At 64.9% G+C, this 15,567-nt stretch carries 14 protein-coding genes; 7 read left to right on the top strand and 7 right to left on the bottom strand.

Features of this window, described 5'->3' with window-relative positions; genetic code table 11:
* The first annotated feature begins 92 nt into the window (after positions 1-92).
* Positions 93-953, top strand: coding sequence for a LysR family transcriptional regulator (locus FQ755_RS09605; protein WP_144153491.1), 861 nt, complete (start codon positions 93-95; stop codon positions 951-953).
* A gap of 222 nt (positions 954-1,175) precedes the next feature.
* The gene (locus FQ755_RS09600) at positions 1,176-2,195 is read left to right on the top strand and encodes a D-cysteine desulfhydrase family protein (protein ID WP_144153489.1); all 1,020 of its coding nucleotides are present in this window, start codon (positions 1,176-1,178) and stop codon (positions 2,193-2,195) included.
* A gap of 94 nt (positions 2,196-2,289) precedes the next feature.
* Here the strand turns inward: FQ755_RS09600 and FQ755_RS09595 are convergent, their stop codons facing one another.
* Entirely contained in the window at positions 2,290-2,484 is a 195-nt protein-coding gene (locus FQ755_RS09595; protein WP_144153487.1) for a hypothetical protein, read from the bottom strand.
* A gap of 11 nt (positions 2,485-2,495) precedes the next feature.
* Positions 2,496-3,410 (bottom strand): LysR family transcriptional regulator, encoded by a 915-nt coding sequence (locus tag FQ755_RS09590; protein WP_144153485.1) that lies wholly within the window; start codon positions 3,408-3,410, stop codon positions 2,496-2,498.
* Positions 3,411-3,555: 145 nt separating this feature from the next.
* On the opposite strand from FQ755_RS09590, the gene bla reads away from it, so the two are divergent.
* Positions 3,556-4,452 (top strand): class A beta-lactamase, encoded by an 897-nt coding sequence (gene bla, locus FQ755_RS09585; protein WP_144153483.1) that lies wholly within the window; start codon positions 3,556-3,558, stop codon positions 4,450-4,452.
* Between the two features lie 11 nt (positions 4,453-4,463).
* Here bla and FQ755_RS09580 read toward each other — a convergent pair whose 3' ends face one another.
* Together FQ755_RS09580 and FQ755_RS09575 are read right to left on the bottom strand one after the other, a co-directional pair.
* Positions 4,464-6,797: an FdhF/YdeP family oxidoreductase gene (locus FQ755_RS09580; protein WP_144153481.1), complete on the bottom strand. Its 2,334-nt coding sequence runs from the start codon at positions 6,795-6,797 to the stop codon at positions 4,464-4,466.
* Positions 6,798-6,968: 171 nt separating this feature from the next.
* Positions 6,969-7,676, bottom strand: coding sequence for an MgtC/SapB family protein (locus tag FQ755_RS09575; protein ID WP_144153479.1), 708 nt, complete (start codon positions 7,674-7,676; stop codon positions 6,969-6,971).
* Between the two features lie 289 nt (positions 7,677-7,965).
* Here FQ755_RS09575 and FQ755_RS09570 point away from each other — a divergent pair, with 289 nt between their 5' ends.
* Positions 7,966-8,211, top strand: coding sequence for a DUF6723 family protein (locus tag FQ755_RS09570; RefSeq protein ID WP_144153476.1), 246 nt, complete (start codon positions 7,966-7,968; stop codon positions 8,209-8,211).
* A 23-nt stretch (positions 8,212-8,234) separates the two neighbouring features.
* On the opposite strand, the gene FQ755_RS09565 is transcribed toward FQ755_RS09570, so the two are convergent.
* On the bottom strand, positions 8,235-8,480 hold the full coding sequence (locus tag FQ755_RS09565; protein ID WP_144153474.1) for a hypothetical protein: 246 nt from the start codon (positions 8,478-8,480) through the stop codon (positions 8,235-8,237).
* Between the two features lie 217 nt (positions 8,481-8,697).
* Here FQ755_RS09565 and FQ755_RS09560 point away from each other — a divergent pair, with 217 nt between their 5' ends.
* Positions 8,698-8,970, top strand: coding sequence for a hypothetical protein (locus tag FQ755_RS09560; protein WP_144153472.1), 273 nt, complete (start codon positions 8,698-8,700; stop codon positions 8,968-8,970).
* An 84-nt stretch (positions 8,971-9,054) separates the two neighbouring features.
* Here FQ755_RS09560 and FQ755_RS09555 read toward each other — a convergent pair whose 3' ends face one another.
* Positions 9,055-10,989: a potassium transporter Kup gene (locus FQ755_RS09555; RefSeq protein WP_144153469.1), complete on the bottom strand. Its 1,935-nt coding sequence runs from the start codon at positions 10,987-10,989 to the stop codon at positions 9,055-9,057.
* A gap of 240 nt (positions 10,990-11,229) precedes the next feature.
* Between FQ755_RS09555 and FQ755_RS09550 the strand changes: the two genes are divergently transcribed.
* Entirely contained in the window at positions 11,230-11,775 is a 546-nt protein-coding gene (locus tag FQ755_RS09550; RefSeq protein WP_144153467.1) for a cupin domain-containing protein, read from the top strand.
* A gap of 273 nt (positions 11,776-12,048) precedes the next feature.
* Positions 12,049-14,121: a transketolase gene (gene tkt / locus FQ755_RS09545; RefSeq protein WP_144153465.1), complete on the top strand. Its 2,073-nt coding sequence runs from the start codon at positions 12,049-12,051 to the stop codon at positions 14,119-14,121.
* 170 nt (positions 14,122-14,291) lie between these two features.
* Here tkt and FQ755_RS09540 read toward each other — a convergent pair whose 3' ends face one another.
* Positions 14,292-15,362: a hypothetical protein gene (locus tag FQ755_RS09540; protein ID WP_144153463.1), complete on the bottom strand. Its 1,071-nt coding sequence runs from the start codon at positions 15,360-15,362 to the stop codon at positions 14,292-14,294.
* Positions 15,363-15,567: the final 205 nt, after the last annotated feature.

Genomic DNA, 15,567 nt, shown 5'->3' with positions numbered 1-15,567 from the left:
GGGGGTATGCCGACATCATATTGACATATGGGTCAATCGGGAACCCCACTAAGGACATTGACTGTTATCGGTAATGCCGATAACAATGCAGCATGCTCAATCCCATCTGGCTCAAGACCTTTGCCACCGTCGCCGCCTCTCACAGCTTCACGGAAGCGGGGCGGCAACTCGGCCTCACGCAGTCGAGCGTGAGCGAGCACATTCGCCGTCTGGAACAGGAAGTGGGTCGGCGCCTGTTCGTGCGCGATACCCATTCGCTCGCGGTGACGCCCGACGGCGAGGCGATGCTCGCCCACGCCAGCGTGATTCTGCAGGCGCTCACCCGCGCGGAATCGCAGTTTCGCGGGCCGCGCCTGAAAGGCCGGGTGCGTCTGGGCTCCTCGGACGATATCGCGCTCGGCCCGCTGCCCACCGTGCTCGCCGCGTTTCGCAACGCGCATCCCGACGTGGAGCTGGAAATCACCATCGGCATGACGGGCAAGCTCTACGAGTTGCTGGATGCCGGGTCGATCGATCTGCTGGTCGGCAAGCGGCGGCTGGGCGACCGGCGCGGCGTGCCGCTCTTTGCCGGACGGCTGGAGTGGCTGGCGCGCACCGGCACGCTGGTGGACCTGACGCAGCCGCTGCCGCTGATCCTTGTGGCCGAGCCCAGCGTGACCCGCGCGGTGGTGCTGGACGCGCTCGCGGAGGCGGGGTTTCGCTGGCAGGTGGTCTGTACCAGCAGCAGCCATTCGGGCTGTATTGCCGCGGCGCGGGGCGGGCTTGGCATTACCGTGCGGCCGCAGTACCTGTCGGCGCGTGGTCTTGCGCCGCCGGTCAACAATACGAGCCTGCCCACCTTGCCGGATGTGGAGTTCATCGCGCTGGCCGCGAGGCGCCTGAGCCGGCCGGCGGGCACGCTGCTGCAGCTTCTGCACGACAGCGATTTGCGCGGCTCGTGGATCGGCGAGTAGCGCGGCTTTTTTGGCGTGTCCTGGCACGTCCGAAGGCACGTCGCGCGGCTGCTTTGTTGCGTCTGATTTAACGGCGCGGCGCAGAACGGCCGCCCGCCGCTTTCCCGCCTGATGGCAGTCTCGACTATCATGATCTGCGACGCCCGCGCCCGAGTGACGCTTCGTTCTGCGTTGCTTCGCGCCCTGTACCAACGCACGGACCTACCTGCCACGGACCTTACGATGCCGACCGCTTCGCCGCTTGAGCTTGCCCGCTTTCCACGCTTCCCGCTGATCGAGGGACCCACGCCGATCCAGCCGCTCGCACGCCTGAGCCAACAGCTTGGCGGCGCGGACGTGTACGTCAAACGGGACGATCTGAACGGACTTGGCGGCGGCGGTAACAAACTGCGCAAGCTCGAATTCCTGGTCGGCGAAGCGCAGGCTCGCGGCGCCGATACCATCATCACCGTGGGCGCGCGGCAATCGAATCATGCGCGCCTGACCGCCGCAGCGGCCGCGCGTGCCGGTCTGCAATGCGAACTGGTGCTCACGCGCCTCGTGCCGCGCCACGATGACGATTACGCGGAAAACGGCAACATCCTGCTCGATAGCCTGTTCGGCGCGCATATCCATGATCTGCCCGGCAATGCCAACGCGCTGGAATTCGCCGAGGCACGCGCTGCCGGGTTGCGCGCGCAAGGCCGTAACGTGTACGTCTGCCCGTTGGGCGGTTCGAGCCCGGTGGGCTGTCTTGGTTACGCGGCTTGCGCTGCGGAGATCGTCACCCAGGCGGAGGCGCTAGGGATGTCGTTCGATGCCGTAGTCGTACCGAACGGCAGTGGCGGCATGCAGGCGGGATTGGTCGCGGGAATGACGGCGCTCGGCCGAAGTCGGGCCACGCCGCCGATCGTCGGTTACGGCGTTTACGGCGACGCCGTGGCTGCGCAAGCCGCGACACTCGCCAAGGCCAATCAGACCGCGCAACTGCTCGATCCTTCGCTACGGGTGCCGGATGAAGCCGTCGTGGTGGACGGGGCTCATCTGGGTGAAGGCTACGGCATTCCCACTGACGGCATGCGGCGTGCCGTGCGTCTCCTCGCATCGACCGAGGGACTTCTGATCGACCCTGTGTATGGCGGCAAGGCATTTGCCGGTCTGCTGCATGCGATCGAAACCGGCGTGTATCGCACGGGGCAACGCGTGCTGTTTGTCATGACCGGCGGCCTGCCCGGACTTTACGCGTACCGCAGCGCGTTCTGAGGCGTTCCTCCGCGTAACGCTCCGGGAACGTGTTGCGGGGCGCATCGCAAAGGGGACCTCAGAACGCCAGGTGACGCCGCGTGACGTCAGCCAATCACTTCTTCGCGTGATGCTCCGCCTTGTCGGTCTTGCCATGCTGCGGCGTGTCGGCGGATTCGATGCGGGTCTTGCCGCCGGTTGCGGGCGGATCGCTGGCGGGGAAGCTGTCCTCGACGGTATGGTCGATCTGCGCTTCGTTCTTGTGCGCGTGCGGATGCTGCTCGCGGGTTTCGGACTTGCGCTGCGACATAATGAACTCCTTCAGGTGGACGGCCGGATTCCGGCAGGTAGTTCATCCGCAGCAAGCGGCATGCCGTTGGCTTCGCCGAGGATCCAGTTGCGGAACAGTTCCATGGCGGGCGCCATTTGCCGCGATTTCAGGCGCGTGAGCCAGTAGCTGCCGGTGCTGACCTCGGTGTCGAACGGGCGCACCAGCATGTCGGCCTGCAATTCGCGCACAAACATGCACGGCGGCGCCAGGGCCACGCCGGCGCCTTGCACGGCTGCCTCCACCATCAGACGCGACGAGTCGAACACCGGGCCGTTGACCGTCCACGGTTCGAGTCCGGCAGCGGCCAGCCAGAGATTCCATTCATCCGCGCGGTATGAGCGCAGCAGCGTCTGCCGGGCGAGATCCTCGGGCGTGGCGAGTTGCCGCGCGATGTCCGGCGCGCACAGCACGGAAAGCGGCGCATCGAGCAGCCGCTCGTTGTGGGTGGCGGGCCAGATGCCCGCGCCGAAGCGAATGGCGAAGTCGAGTCCTTCGGCGGCCGGGTCAACCAGATTGTTATGGGTCAGGAGCCGCAGTTCGACGAACGGATGCATCGCGCGAAACGATTTCAGGCGTGGCATCAGCCAGCCGACCGCGAAGGTCCCGACCACGCCCACCGTCAGCACTTCATGGAAATGGCCGCCCTCGAATTGCTTGAGCACGGTTTCGATGCGGCCGAAGGCGTCGCTCAGAACCGGCAGCAGGGCGCGGCCTTCGTCCGTGATGCCGAGGCCGCGCGGCAGCCGTTTGAACAGCGTGGTGCCGAGCCGCTCTTCGAGCACGCGGACCTGCTGGCTGACGGCGGCCTGCGTCACGCTCAGTTCCTGCGCGGCGCGCGTAAAGCTCAAATGGCGCGCGGACGACTCGAAGGCGCGCAATGCATTCAATGGCAGATGAGGACGCATGGATGAGTTAGCCAATAGATTTTCTATACCCTGAGCCAAATTATCCTCGTTTGCCAAGGCTGCGCAAAGCGTCGATAGTCGCGTCTCCCGGGACCGTTGCGTCCAACCGATCGTCACGACGGGATGACACTGCGAGGTGACACAGATGAGTGCATTCGAAAACCGCCGTTCGTGGTTGCGCGCCGCCGCAACCTTGCCCTTCGCGTTCGCCTTTAGCGCCTGCGCCGCCGACACCGGTGCGCGGCAGCGCGCGGATTCAGTCGCGGCCCAATTGGCCAAACTCGAACACGAAGCGGGCGGCCGCCTCGGCGTCTGCCTGCTGAACACGGCCGATGGCACGTGGCTGGGCCATCGCGCCGACGAGCGGTTTCCGTTTTGCAGCACGTTCAAGGTGATCCTGAGCGGCGCGATTCTCGCGCGCAGCACGCAGACGGCCGGGCTTTTGCAGCGGCGCATTCGCTACACGCAAAGCGATCTGGTGCATTACTCGCCGGTGAGCGAAACGCATATCACTGACGGCATGACGGTTGCCGAACTCTGCGCAGCCGCGCTCCAGTACAGCGACAACACCGCCGCCAATCAGCTGATCAAGCTACTGGGCGGCACGGCTGCGGTCACGGCATACGCGCGACTGATCGGCAATGACGTGTTTCGTCTGGATCGCACGGAGACTTCGTTGAACGATGCCGTACCAGGCGACCCGCGCGATACGGCCACGCCCGCGTCGATGGTGCGCAGCCTGCAAGCCCTGACCTTGGGCGAGGCGCTGCCGGTGGCGCAGCGCGCGCAACTGATCGAATGGCTGCGCGGCAATCGCACGGGCGCGCATCGGATCGCCGCCGCGCTGCCCGCCGGCTGGACAATCGGCGACAAGACCGGCACCGGCGACTACGGCACCGCCAACGATCTCGCGCTCATTTGGCCGCCCGCTCGTCCGCCGCTCGTCCTTGGTATCTATCACACGCAAGCCGCACAGGATGCGCAGCCGCGCGACGAGGTGATCGCGGCGGCGGCGCGCATCGTGGTGGGCGCGCTGAGTTAACGCAGTGACTCTCAGGCCGGCTCGGCTTCGACCTCCGCCCCGACCGCCGGCACGGTGGCGGCCAATTTACGCAACCGCACCGGAATCGACTTCGCCGCCGGCACGAGGCTCTTTTTGGCGTGGTGGGACAGCGGAATCAACGGATTGCATTCCGGGTAGTAGCCCATGATGCAGCCGCGCGGAATATCGAAGGCGTGCACGCGCATGCCTTCGAGCTGGCGCGTGATGCCGTCCTGGGACACCGTCGTGATGCACACGGCGTCGCTTTCCTCCAGACCCTGGCGGGCCATGTCGTCGCGATGCATCAGCAACACCTCGCGGGTGCCGTGCACGCCGCGAAAGCGGTCGTCCAGTCCGTAGACGGTCGTATTGAACTGGCTGTCGCCGCGAGTTGTCATCAGACGCAGCACGTCGGGACCGGTCGAGGGCATGTCCGCGTCTTCGTCGAGCGTCTCCGGCACGATGAAATTCGCCTTGCCGTTCGGCGTTTTCCATTCGCGGCGGCACGCGGCGATCGGCCGGTGGAAGCCGCCAGGCTGCCAGAAGCGCGCATTGAAATCGCGGAACTGATCGGGGTAGGTGGCTTCGATAGCGTCGCGGATTTTCGCGTAGTCGCCCACCCATGCTTGCCAGTCGAGGCGGGGATTGCGCGGCAGCAGCGCGTCGGCAATGCCGGCGACGATCGCGGGCTCGGACAGCAGCATCTCGCTCGCCGGTTCCACGTAACCGTGCGAGCCGTGAATGCAGGCCGTGCTGTCTTCGACGCTCACCGCCTGTTCGCCGCCCGCCTGGCGGTCGACCTCGATGCGCCCGAGGCAAGGCAACAGATACGCCACTTCGCCGTGGATCAGATGGCTGCGGTTGAGCTTGGTGGCGATCTGCACGGTGAGCCGCAGCTTGCGCCACGCCGGGTCCATGACGTGATGATCGGGCGTCGCCACCTGGAAATTGCCGCCCAGTCCGATGAAACCCTTCACCTTGCCGTCGAGCACGCCCTGGCACGCTTCGACGGTGCTCATACCTTTGTCGCGCGGCGGCTCGAAGCCGTACAGGTCCGCGAGCTTGTCGAGCGGCGCCAGTTCCGGCTTTTCGGTGATGCCCACGGTGCGCTGTCCCTGCACGTTCGAATGACCGCGAATCGGGCAGATCCCCGCGCCGGGCCGGCCGATGTTGCCGCGTAACAGCAGCAGGTTGGTCAGCATCTGGACGTTGTGCACGCCGCTGCGGTGCTGCGTGATGCCCATGCCGTAGAGCACCATCGTCGCCTTGGAGCGGGCGTAGACACGCGCCGCGTCTTCGAGCGCGGCGCGGCTCAGTTGCGCGTGGCCTTCGATTTCTTCCCATGTGAGTTCGCGCATTGCCTCTGCGAACTCGTCGAAGCCATGCGTATGTTCGGCGATAAAGTCCGCGTCGAGCACGCGCGGCGCGCCGTCACGCTGCGCGGCGTCGTCCCATTCGATTAGCAGCTTGCAGAGGCCGGCAATCGCCGCCGCGTCGCCGCCTACCTTGAGCTGATGATACTGGGTGCTGATCTGCGTGCCGCCGGGCTTGAGCATTTCGAGCGGCGCCTGCGGATTGGCGAATTCCACCAGACCGCGTTCCCGGATCGGATTGAAGGTGATGATCTCCACGCCGCGTTTGCGCGCGTCCTGCAACTGATGCAGCATGCGCGGCGCGTTGGTCCCGGTGTTGTGGCCGAAGAACAGCATGCAGTCGGCCTGCTCGAAATCGGCCAGCGTCACTGTACCGACCGGCACGCCGATAGCCGGCAACAGCCCCACCGAGGTGCTCTCATGGCACATGTTCGAACTGTCCGGCAGGTTGTTGCAGCCGTACATGCGCGCGAGCAATTGATACATGTACGAGGTTTCCAGCGAGGCACGGCCCGATGCGTAGAACACCACTTCTTTCGGATCGAGCGCGCGCAATTCGCCGGCGATCTCCGCGAACGCGTGTTCCCAGGTGGTCTGCACGTAGCGGTCGGTGGTGCGGTCCCAGCGCAGCGGGGCGCATAGACGTCCTTGCGATTCCAGTTCGAAGCCCGACCACGATTCCAGTTCGGTCAAGGTGTGGGTCTCGAAGAATTCGGCTTCGACGCGCTTGTTGGTGATCTCCCATGCCGTCGCCTTCGCGCCGTTTTCGCAGAATTCGAATAGATGCGGGTCGGCCGGCTTGGCCCACGAGCAGCTCACGCAGGCAAAACCGTCGGGCTTGTTCTGATGCATCAACACGCTGGCGCCGTGCAGCGAGACGTGCTCCTGCACGAGTATCGAGGCAAGTGCCTTCGCCGAGCCCCAGCCGCCGGCCGGGTGTTTGTATTCCTTGATGGGGGTCTCCGAACTCATGGTGGCTCCTTGGCGAATCGTGACGAATGGCGATGAGTGAATGCGCGTGCGCAGCGGGCCTGGTGGTAGCCGCGCAAGAAGCGGGCCGTAGCGTCGCAGACCGGGCTCGAGCGGCCGCGCGCGGCGGACTGATCGACTTGCTGACGCCTGGTGGCGGAGGTCGCTTCCGCGTTAATCCTCGATCGCCCACTCCACCGCCTCGCGATGGGCGCTGGCCATCTGCGTCAGCGCCTGTTCCACCGTGTCGCTGCTTTCCGGTGCTTTCCACAGCACCTGAAAACGCTCTTCAAGGACGCCGCTCGCGGGGTCTGCGCGTAAGCCGCGCGAGGAAACGCGGCACTGCAAGCGCTCGAGTTCATCGAGCCAGCGGCCACGCGCGTCCGAGGCTGGGTCGTAGCGAAGGGTCAGCGACGCGCGCAGGTTGCGCGGCAAGCGGTGCTCGATCTTGCCGAGCAAGCCCAGCACGACCATACCGAGCAGGATGCCGAGCAGGGCCAGCGCAATCTGTCCGCCCCCCGCGCACAGGCCGATGACGGTGACGAACCACAGCGTCGCCGCAGTAGTCAGGCCGGTGATGAGGCCATCTTTACGCAGGATCGCGCCCGCCCCGATAAAGCCTACGCCCGACAGGATGCCAAGCGGCAAACGCATCAGGTCGAGTACCGCAAACGCGCCTTCGGGTTTGCCGGCCTGCGGCAATAGCACGTTCATCTGCAGCATGGCGAGACACGCGGCGAGGCAGACCAGCATGGTGGTGCGCAAGCCAGCCGCTTTGCCTGACTCACCGCGATTCAGACCGAGCAGGGCGCCGGCGGCGAGCGCCACCGCGAGCCGTATGGCGATGTCTTGCCAGGTGGGAATGAGGGGCATGGGCGTCATAAGGGTCTGGCTGGGTTGCCTGGGGTTTGCCTCGGTTTGCCGGATTCGTTCGGTGCCAGTCGTCAGCGAGTTAGCGAGAGCATCAGGGGGCGAGCATTGCAACGCTATTGACGCGAGATGAACGCAATGCGCATGCCTAAAGAATCGCCAGGCACACCGAAGCAGTCTGTCCCGAGGTTCAGGAACGGCTGTTGCTCGACGCTGAGTAAACCGCTTCCACGCGCGTTGCGGCTCGCCGCGCGCTTAACGGACGCGCAGAAGAAAGCCTCTATCCAGGGAAGTATGCAGAATGGCGCGACACAAAGCCGACGTAGCCGATGACGAGTTCGAAATCTTCGCGAGTTACCACAGTACGGGAGACGGCCGGTATATCGGCGGCCTGAAGGTCATCCGCAAAGCCGACCGGCGCATCCTGTTTCCGTTCGAAGGGGCGCCGCAGATCGGCCCCTATGAAAGCGCAGACGATGCGCGCCACGCCGCCGTCGAATATGGCCGCGCCATTGTCGCGGCCGATCGCGCGTCGCCTGAGCCCTGATGGCGCGGCGGTCTGATCACGGTTTAAGGCATGCCACCTAACGACGGCGAAATCGTGCTGCCGCGGTTCGGATCGTCCGGATGTTCGTCGGGCACGGTCGGCCGCACTGAAACAGGAGGATGTCGCTGGTAGCAGGCGTCGATCGATCCGTCGACGAGGCACATCTGGAATGCGTCCGCGTCGGTCTTGCTGGCGAACGAATAAAACGTGCGTTCGACCTGCAATTCCGTATCCGAAATGCGGATTGTCGTGATGGGCGCGTCGGCCATGGCGTTCTCCTTTTTACAAAGTCCATGCGGATTTTGCTGCAACGGCCATGCCTGGTGAGGCGTTTTCGACGATTTCAGTCTCAGGCACTGGCGCGGGTTAATGAGCCGGGTTCTCAAACGCACGCCGTGCGCGTTGCAGGCAAGGGTATGGAAAAGCAGGCAAAGAGCGGTCCGGTTGTTGCTGTATTGAAAGGGTCATCATCCTGAGGAGGTTGCGATGCAGAACGATTCAAAGCCGGATTCAAAGCCCAATTTCGAGCCGCAAGATACCGGCGCACACGATGCAAACGAAACTACGGACGAAACGCAACGCGATACGCGGACAGCAGCGCAAAAGCAGGAAGCCGAACGCACCGACCCGCAGCGCACCAGCCAGCGCCCAAAGCAAACCGCGGAGGTGCCGCTCGGCACCGGGAATCACGGCGAGCCGCCAGGAGGTGGCGGTCGGCAATCGCAGCGGGTTGCGACGGACAAGCCTGACCGGCATTGAATGACATCGTCGCGCCGCCGGCCCACGTTAGGGTCGCGGCGCAAAACCGGCAGCCGGCAGCAGGCAACTGACAAACGGCGCCATTCACAGAACCACCTGCACCCCAAGTTCAACCACGCTTTCGCCATCGAGCCCATAGTATTCGGCGCTCGATGCCGAATGAAACGACATCGCCGCGAACAGCGACTTGCGCCAGTCGCGCATGGCGTCGCCGTGGTGTCCCTTGACGATTTCCTCGCGCGGCAGGAAGAAGGTGGTGTGCTTCGGCGCGTATTGCCAACCGCCAAGCCGTCCGTCGAGCGACGCGAGCAGCGAGGGCAGATTGGGCCGCTCGACGAAACCGTGCCGCGCCACCACCTCATAACAGCCATCCCCGAGATCGCGCGTTTCGAGGCGGGTTTTCTCGTCGACGCGCGGCGCGGACTCGGAAATGTTGGTGAAGAAAATCGACGTCCGATGCAGCACGCGGTTGTGGCGCACGTTGCTGCGCAGCGCGGCAGGCGTCATGCCGCGCAGGTTGCCCGGATAAACCGCAGTTCCCGCTACGCGCGCGGGCGGCTCGGGTCCATCGAGCACTTCCTTCAAAAATGTCTCCAGGGTCGCCGTCGATCCGGCGCGCCTCGCTTCGGCCTCGCGGCCGCGCTGCCATGTGGTCATCAACACGAACATCACCGCGCCGATCATCACGGGAAACCAGCCGCCTTGGGGAATCTTCGGCACGTTGGCGGCTACCAGCAGGCCGTCGATGACCAGCAACGGCACGCTGACGGCGGCCACCGCGATGCGTGGCCAATGCCACAGGCGGCGCGACAGGCTGATCATCTGGATCGTGGTGGTGAGCATCGTCAGACCGACCGCGATCCCGTAAGCGGAGGTGAGTTTCGCGGACGAGCGGAACGTCAGCACCAGAAACATCACCGCTGCGAACAGAATCAGATTGACCGCCGGCACATAGACCTGGCCGCGCTGCTCGCGCGACGTCTCGACGACGCGCATACGCGGCAGGAAGCCGAGTTCGATCGCCTGGCTCGTCATCGAGAACGCGCCGGAAATCACCGCCTGCGAAGCGATCACCGTGGCGAGCAGCGCAATAACGATGGTAGGAATCAGCGCCCAGCTCGGCGCCATGGCGAAAAACGGCTGGTCTTTGGGACCCGCTTCGTAAAGCAGCGTGGCGCCCTGGCCGAAGTAACCGAGGATGATGGCCGGAAATACCACCGCGAGCCACGCCACCCGGATCGGCCGCCGCCCGAAATGGCCGATATCGGCGTAGAGCGCCTCCGCGCCGGTCAGCGCGAGAATGACCGCGCCGAGAATCACGAAGGCAATCCCCGGACGTACCTGCACGAGATGCAGCGCCCACCACGGCGAGAGCGCGCGCAGCACCTGCGGATGCTGCACGATGCGGTAGATGCCGAGCGCGGCGAGCCACAGGAACCACAGTGTCATGACCGGACCGAACCAGCGTCCGACGGTGCTCGTGCCGCGCTTCTGAAACACGAAGAGCGCAATCAGAATCAGGACGGCGCCTGGCACCACCAGCGGCGCGAGCGCGTGATTGATCTGCGGCAGGCCTTCGGCGGCGGATAGCACCGAGACTGCCGGGGTGATCATCGAATCGCCGTAGAACATCGCCGCGCCGAACAGGCCGACCAGCAGCAGCGCGCGCGGCGCGGCGTCGCCTTTCTGCCGGCAGGCCCGCACGAGCGCCGAAAGCGCCACGATACCGCCTTCGCCTTCGTTGTCGGCGCGCATGACGTAGCAGACGTATTTCAGCATTACGACGAGGATCACCGCCCACACGATGGTCGACAGCAAGCCCATGACGATCAGCGGCGTTGCAGCGCCGGCATCGAGCACGCCTTGGCGCAAGGCGTAAATGGGACTCGTGCCGATGTCGCCGAATACGACGCCGAGCGCGCCCAGCATTAGCGTGGAGAGGCCGGGCTGGCGTGCCGTAGGGGCGCCTTTGGCGGTGGCGGTATGTTGGGGATGAGCGGGGGCGGAGGGGGTGGACATCGTCACAGGCGGGAAGGGTCTCTTCAGACAACACTCGCAAAGAGCAGCAAGGTGCGTTCCCTTACAGCGGCGCAATTTTTCCGCGGGTGCCTCGCCGGTGCCTCGCGTGCGTCGCGTGCCTCGCGGTTGCCTTTCAATCTTCTGTCCGCGAGCATGCTGCCGTCCATTTCAGCCTGCGAGAAGGTCCGGGCGCGATTTATGCGACTCTCACAGAGTTGTGGAAACATCCCGGAGCCTTTCATGTACAACGATGTGGAACACGCACGCCACGCTACCGACGAGCAGTACGAGATTTTTAAACTGGAGCCGCACGACTGGGTGCCGAACAACCGCAAGCTGCCCGTGGTGATCTACCGGCGAGCCTTGCGCGCCGGCGGCGGGGATCTCGCCTCCGCCTTCGAAATTCTGTTCGAGCGCAACGACTGGCCGCCGCAGTGGCGCGACGGCATTTTCGACTACCACCATTTCCACGCGAGCGCCCATGAAGTGCTGGGCGTCGCCTCGGGCTCGGCTGAAGTGATCGTCGGCGGGCCTGCCGGACGGGTCGTGAAAGTGTCCGCCGGCGACGCGCTGCTGTTGCCGGCCGGCACCGGTCACTGTCTGCAATCGTTCGAAGGCCGCTTTCAGGTGGTGGGCGGCTATCCCGCCGGCCAGCAGTGGGATATTCGCCGCGAGGCGCTGACGCCCGATGAGCTTGCCGCCATGAATGCATTGCCGTTTCCGCCCCGCGATCCGCTCGACGGCACGCACGGGCCCGTGGTCGACCACTGGCTGCATGCCGCCTGATGGCGGATCCAGCCAGCCTGGTTACCGCAAGACGGCGCGGCGCGCGCCTTGAACGCGCGGCACTATCCCGGCATTGTTGAGCCGCCCGCGTCTCGTCATTGCGCGCCAGACAGTTGGCTATTGCCACGCATCGGCGCATGATCGAACGGTCGGCCGTTCCGGTTGTCGTCAAGCCGCCGTCCCCGCTGGCCGCCTCAGGCGCGCCAATCCCGCAGGAATGTTCATTGCAGCGCGTTACGACGACGCTGCTAACCGACGAACAGGAGCTTTCCCATGCAAAACAATCCCTCCCTCGATAAGCAGTGTATCGACACGATCCGGACGCTATCGATGGATGCCGTGCAAAAGGCGAATTCCGGCCACCCCGGCACGCCGATGGCGCTGGCCCCGGTTGCCTATCATCTGTGGCAGAACCATCTGCGCTACGACCCCGACGAGCCGCTGTGGCCCAATCGCGACCGCTTCGTGCTCTCGGTGGGGCACGCGTCGATGCTGCTGTACTCCCTGCTGCATCTGTCCGGCGTCAAGGCCGTCGACGACGACGGCAAGGCGACCGGCCGGCCAGCGGTATCGCTCGACGACATCAAGAATTTCCGCCAGCTCGACAGCAACACGCCGGGCCACCCCGAATACCGCATGACCACCGGCGTCGAAACCACCACCGGCCCGCTCGGCCAGGGGCTCGGCAATAGCGTCGGCATGGCGATGGCCTCGCGCTGGTACGAGGCGCGTTTCAACCAGCCGGACGCGCCGCTGTTCGACTACCGCGTCTACGCGCTGTGCGGCGACGGCGACATGATGGAAGGCATCTCGCACGAAGCGGCGTCGCTGGCGGGCCATCTGCAGTTGTCGAACCTGACGTGGATTTACGACAGCAACCGCGTGACGATCGAAGGCCATACCGATCTCGCCTATAGCGACGATGTGGAAGCGCGGTTTCACGGCTACCACTGGCACACCATTCACGTCACCGACGCGAACGACGGCGCCGCGCTCGAAGCCGCCTTCAACGAAGCCAAAAGCGTCACCGACAAACCGACGCTGATCGTGGTGAACAGCATCATCGGCTGGGGCGCGCCGAAGAAGCAGGACACCTCGGCTGCCCACGGCGAGCCGCTCGGCGACGAAGAAGTCGCCGCCGCCAAGCGCTTTTACGGCTGGCCGGAAGACAAGAAGTTCTACGTGCCCGACGGCGTGATGGCGCGCTTCGCCGAGGGCATCGGCGCACGCGGCAAGGCCGCGCGCAACGAATGGCTGGCGAAGCTGAAAGACTTCCGCCAGAAGCATCCCGACCTCGCGCGCGAATTCGACCAGATCGAAGCGCATGAACTGCCGGATGGCTGGGACGCCGACATTCCCACCTTCGAAGCCGATCCCAAAGGCATGGCGACGCGCGAATCGTCCGGCAAGGTGTTGAACGCGATCGCCGCGCGCCTGCCGTGGCTGATCGGCGGCGCGGCCGATCTTTCGCCGTCTACCAAGACCAATCTCAAGTTCGAAGGCGCGGGAAGTTTCGAGCACGAAAGCTACGGCGGCCGCAATCTGCACTTCGGGATTCGCGAACACGGCATGGGCGCGGCGGTAAACGGCCTTGTGCTGTCGAATCTGCGCGCCTACGGCTCGACGTTCCTGATTTTCAGCGACTACATGAAGCCGCCGATTCGCCTTTCCGCCATCATGGAAGTGCCGGCCATCTACGTGTTCACGCACGATTCGATCGGCCTCGGCGAGGACGGTCCGACCCACCAGTCGATCGAGCAACTGGCCGCCCTACGCGGCGTGCCGGGACTCACGGTGCTGCGTCCCGCGGACGCCAACGAGGTGTCCGAGACGTGGCGCGTGGCGTTGTCCGAGCCGCGTCATCCCTCGTGCATCGTGCTGACGCGCCAGCCGTTGCCGACCCTCGATCGCAGCAAGTACGCCTCCGCCGAAGGGGTGCGCAAGGGCGCCTATGTGCTCGCGGACGCCGCCGACGGCCAGAAGCCCCAAGTGCTGCTGCTCGCCACCGGCAGTGAAGTGGCAACCTGCGTGGAGGTCTACGAAAAGCTGAAGAGCGAAGGGATCGCTGCGCGCGTGGTGTCGATGCCGTCGTGGGATGTGTTCGAGGTGCAGGACGAGGCGTACAAGGACTCGGTGCTGCCGCCCGACGTCGATGCGCGGGTGTGCGTCGAGCAGGCCGCGGAACTCGGCTGGGACCGTTACGTGGGCCGGTTAGGAGCGAAGGTGGTGATGCGCTCGTTCGGGGCCTCGGCGCCCTGGAGCGAACTGAAGCGCAAATTCGGCTTTACGACGGAGCATGTGTACGAGATGGCGAAGCAGCAGATTGCGCGGGTGCAGAAGAAGTAGCCCAGGTTATGCAATGACTGCCAGGGCATGAGATTCAGGCGGCGCCGTAATGGGCCGCCTGAATTCTTTTGTGCGCGGCGCTGGGGCATGGTTGGGGCATGGTTGGGGCATGGTTGGGCCATGCCGTCACTGCATGGCTGACGCGAAGCGGCTGCGAAGCGAGTGCGCGGTCAACTCGCCGGAATCGTCACGACCGGGGCCTTGCTGCTGGTATCCGCTTCGGCCAGCGCCATCAGATTCTGCAGCACCGTAAATGCATATTTCGAATCGAAGTCGTTACGGTCCACCCAATACGCCGCCGCGCCATAATTGACCACCACGTAGGCGTCGGCCGGCGGTTTCTCGCCGGAACGCACGATGATGGTAGGCCGCGTTTCGCCACCGATCAGCCCGACTGTCGGCTTGGTCGCGCCGCTGCTGATCTGTGCGAGCGGCACCTGTACCTGCGCGCCCAGATCGGTCAGGATGCCGAGCACCGAGCGCGTCACCATCGGGATGCGGTCGCCCTGTTGCGACGACGGTCCGTAGATGATCTGATAGGTGCGCGTATTCGGCGCGAGATTCAGCAGCTTGCGCACCAGCGAGAGGTCGGCGGTGATTTGCGGCGAGACGCCGCTAGTGGCCGCGCCCATCGCCAGATAGACGCTGCCCTTGCCGTTCTCCTCGCGCGATTCCACATTCAGTTCACCAGCCATCTGCAGGCGTCTGAGCGCCTGCAGCAACTCGAAGAAGCCCGGCGCGCCCGCGGCGTTGTCGCCGCCGAGCGCGCTGCCGTTCTGCAGACCGCCGATCGACTGCGCGGTGATGCGCAACAACAGGTCGATCGGGATGCCGCCCTCGGCGAGCGGCAATACCAGCTCGGGCGCAAGCGGCCGGATGTAGGCCGAGGCGAACGCCTCGCCGGTCGTCGGCGTGAACGTGAAGGTGGGATGATTCGAGTACGAGACCGTGCCGGTGCCGAGCGCGTAATTCGGTTCGCTGCCGGAGCCGAGATTGCCGGTGGCGCCCGCGGTGGCATCGAACTGATAGGCTGCGATGATCGAGCTGACCGAGAGGAACGCGGGAGCATCGCCGTAACGCAGGCCGACGATTGCCGCGAGAATCTCGCGTTTCTTGGCGTCGCCCAGGGCTCTCGCGTAATCCACCTGATCGGCTTTCAGATGATTGGGACCGAGGTTTGCGCAGGCAGAGGTCAGGCAGGCGATGCACAGGGCCGCGAGAAGCGGGGCTTTAATCGTCATGAGGGGCGTGAGCGGGGCAAGCCGCTGCTAAGAATGGAATTCGCAGCGTGGGTAGCAGGGCGCATGCCTGGTCTGACGAATGTGCCGCGTGTGCGCCTGTACATGAGCGGCGTGAGCCGGCGTTCGAGCGACACGTGTGCAGCGAAGCAAGGTACTTTTCGTGGACGAATGCAATATTTGCCGTCCTTTTCTCAATGCTCTGGAA

Source organism: Paraburkholderia sp. BCC1885 (assembly GCF_900996235.1).
Lineage (GTDB): Bacteria > Pseudomonadota > Gammaproteobacteria > Burkholderiales > Burkholderiaceae > Paraburkholderia.
The sequence above is the reverse complement of the archived record's forward strand: the minus strand, read 5'-3'. Positions and strand labels throughout refer to the sequence as shown.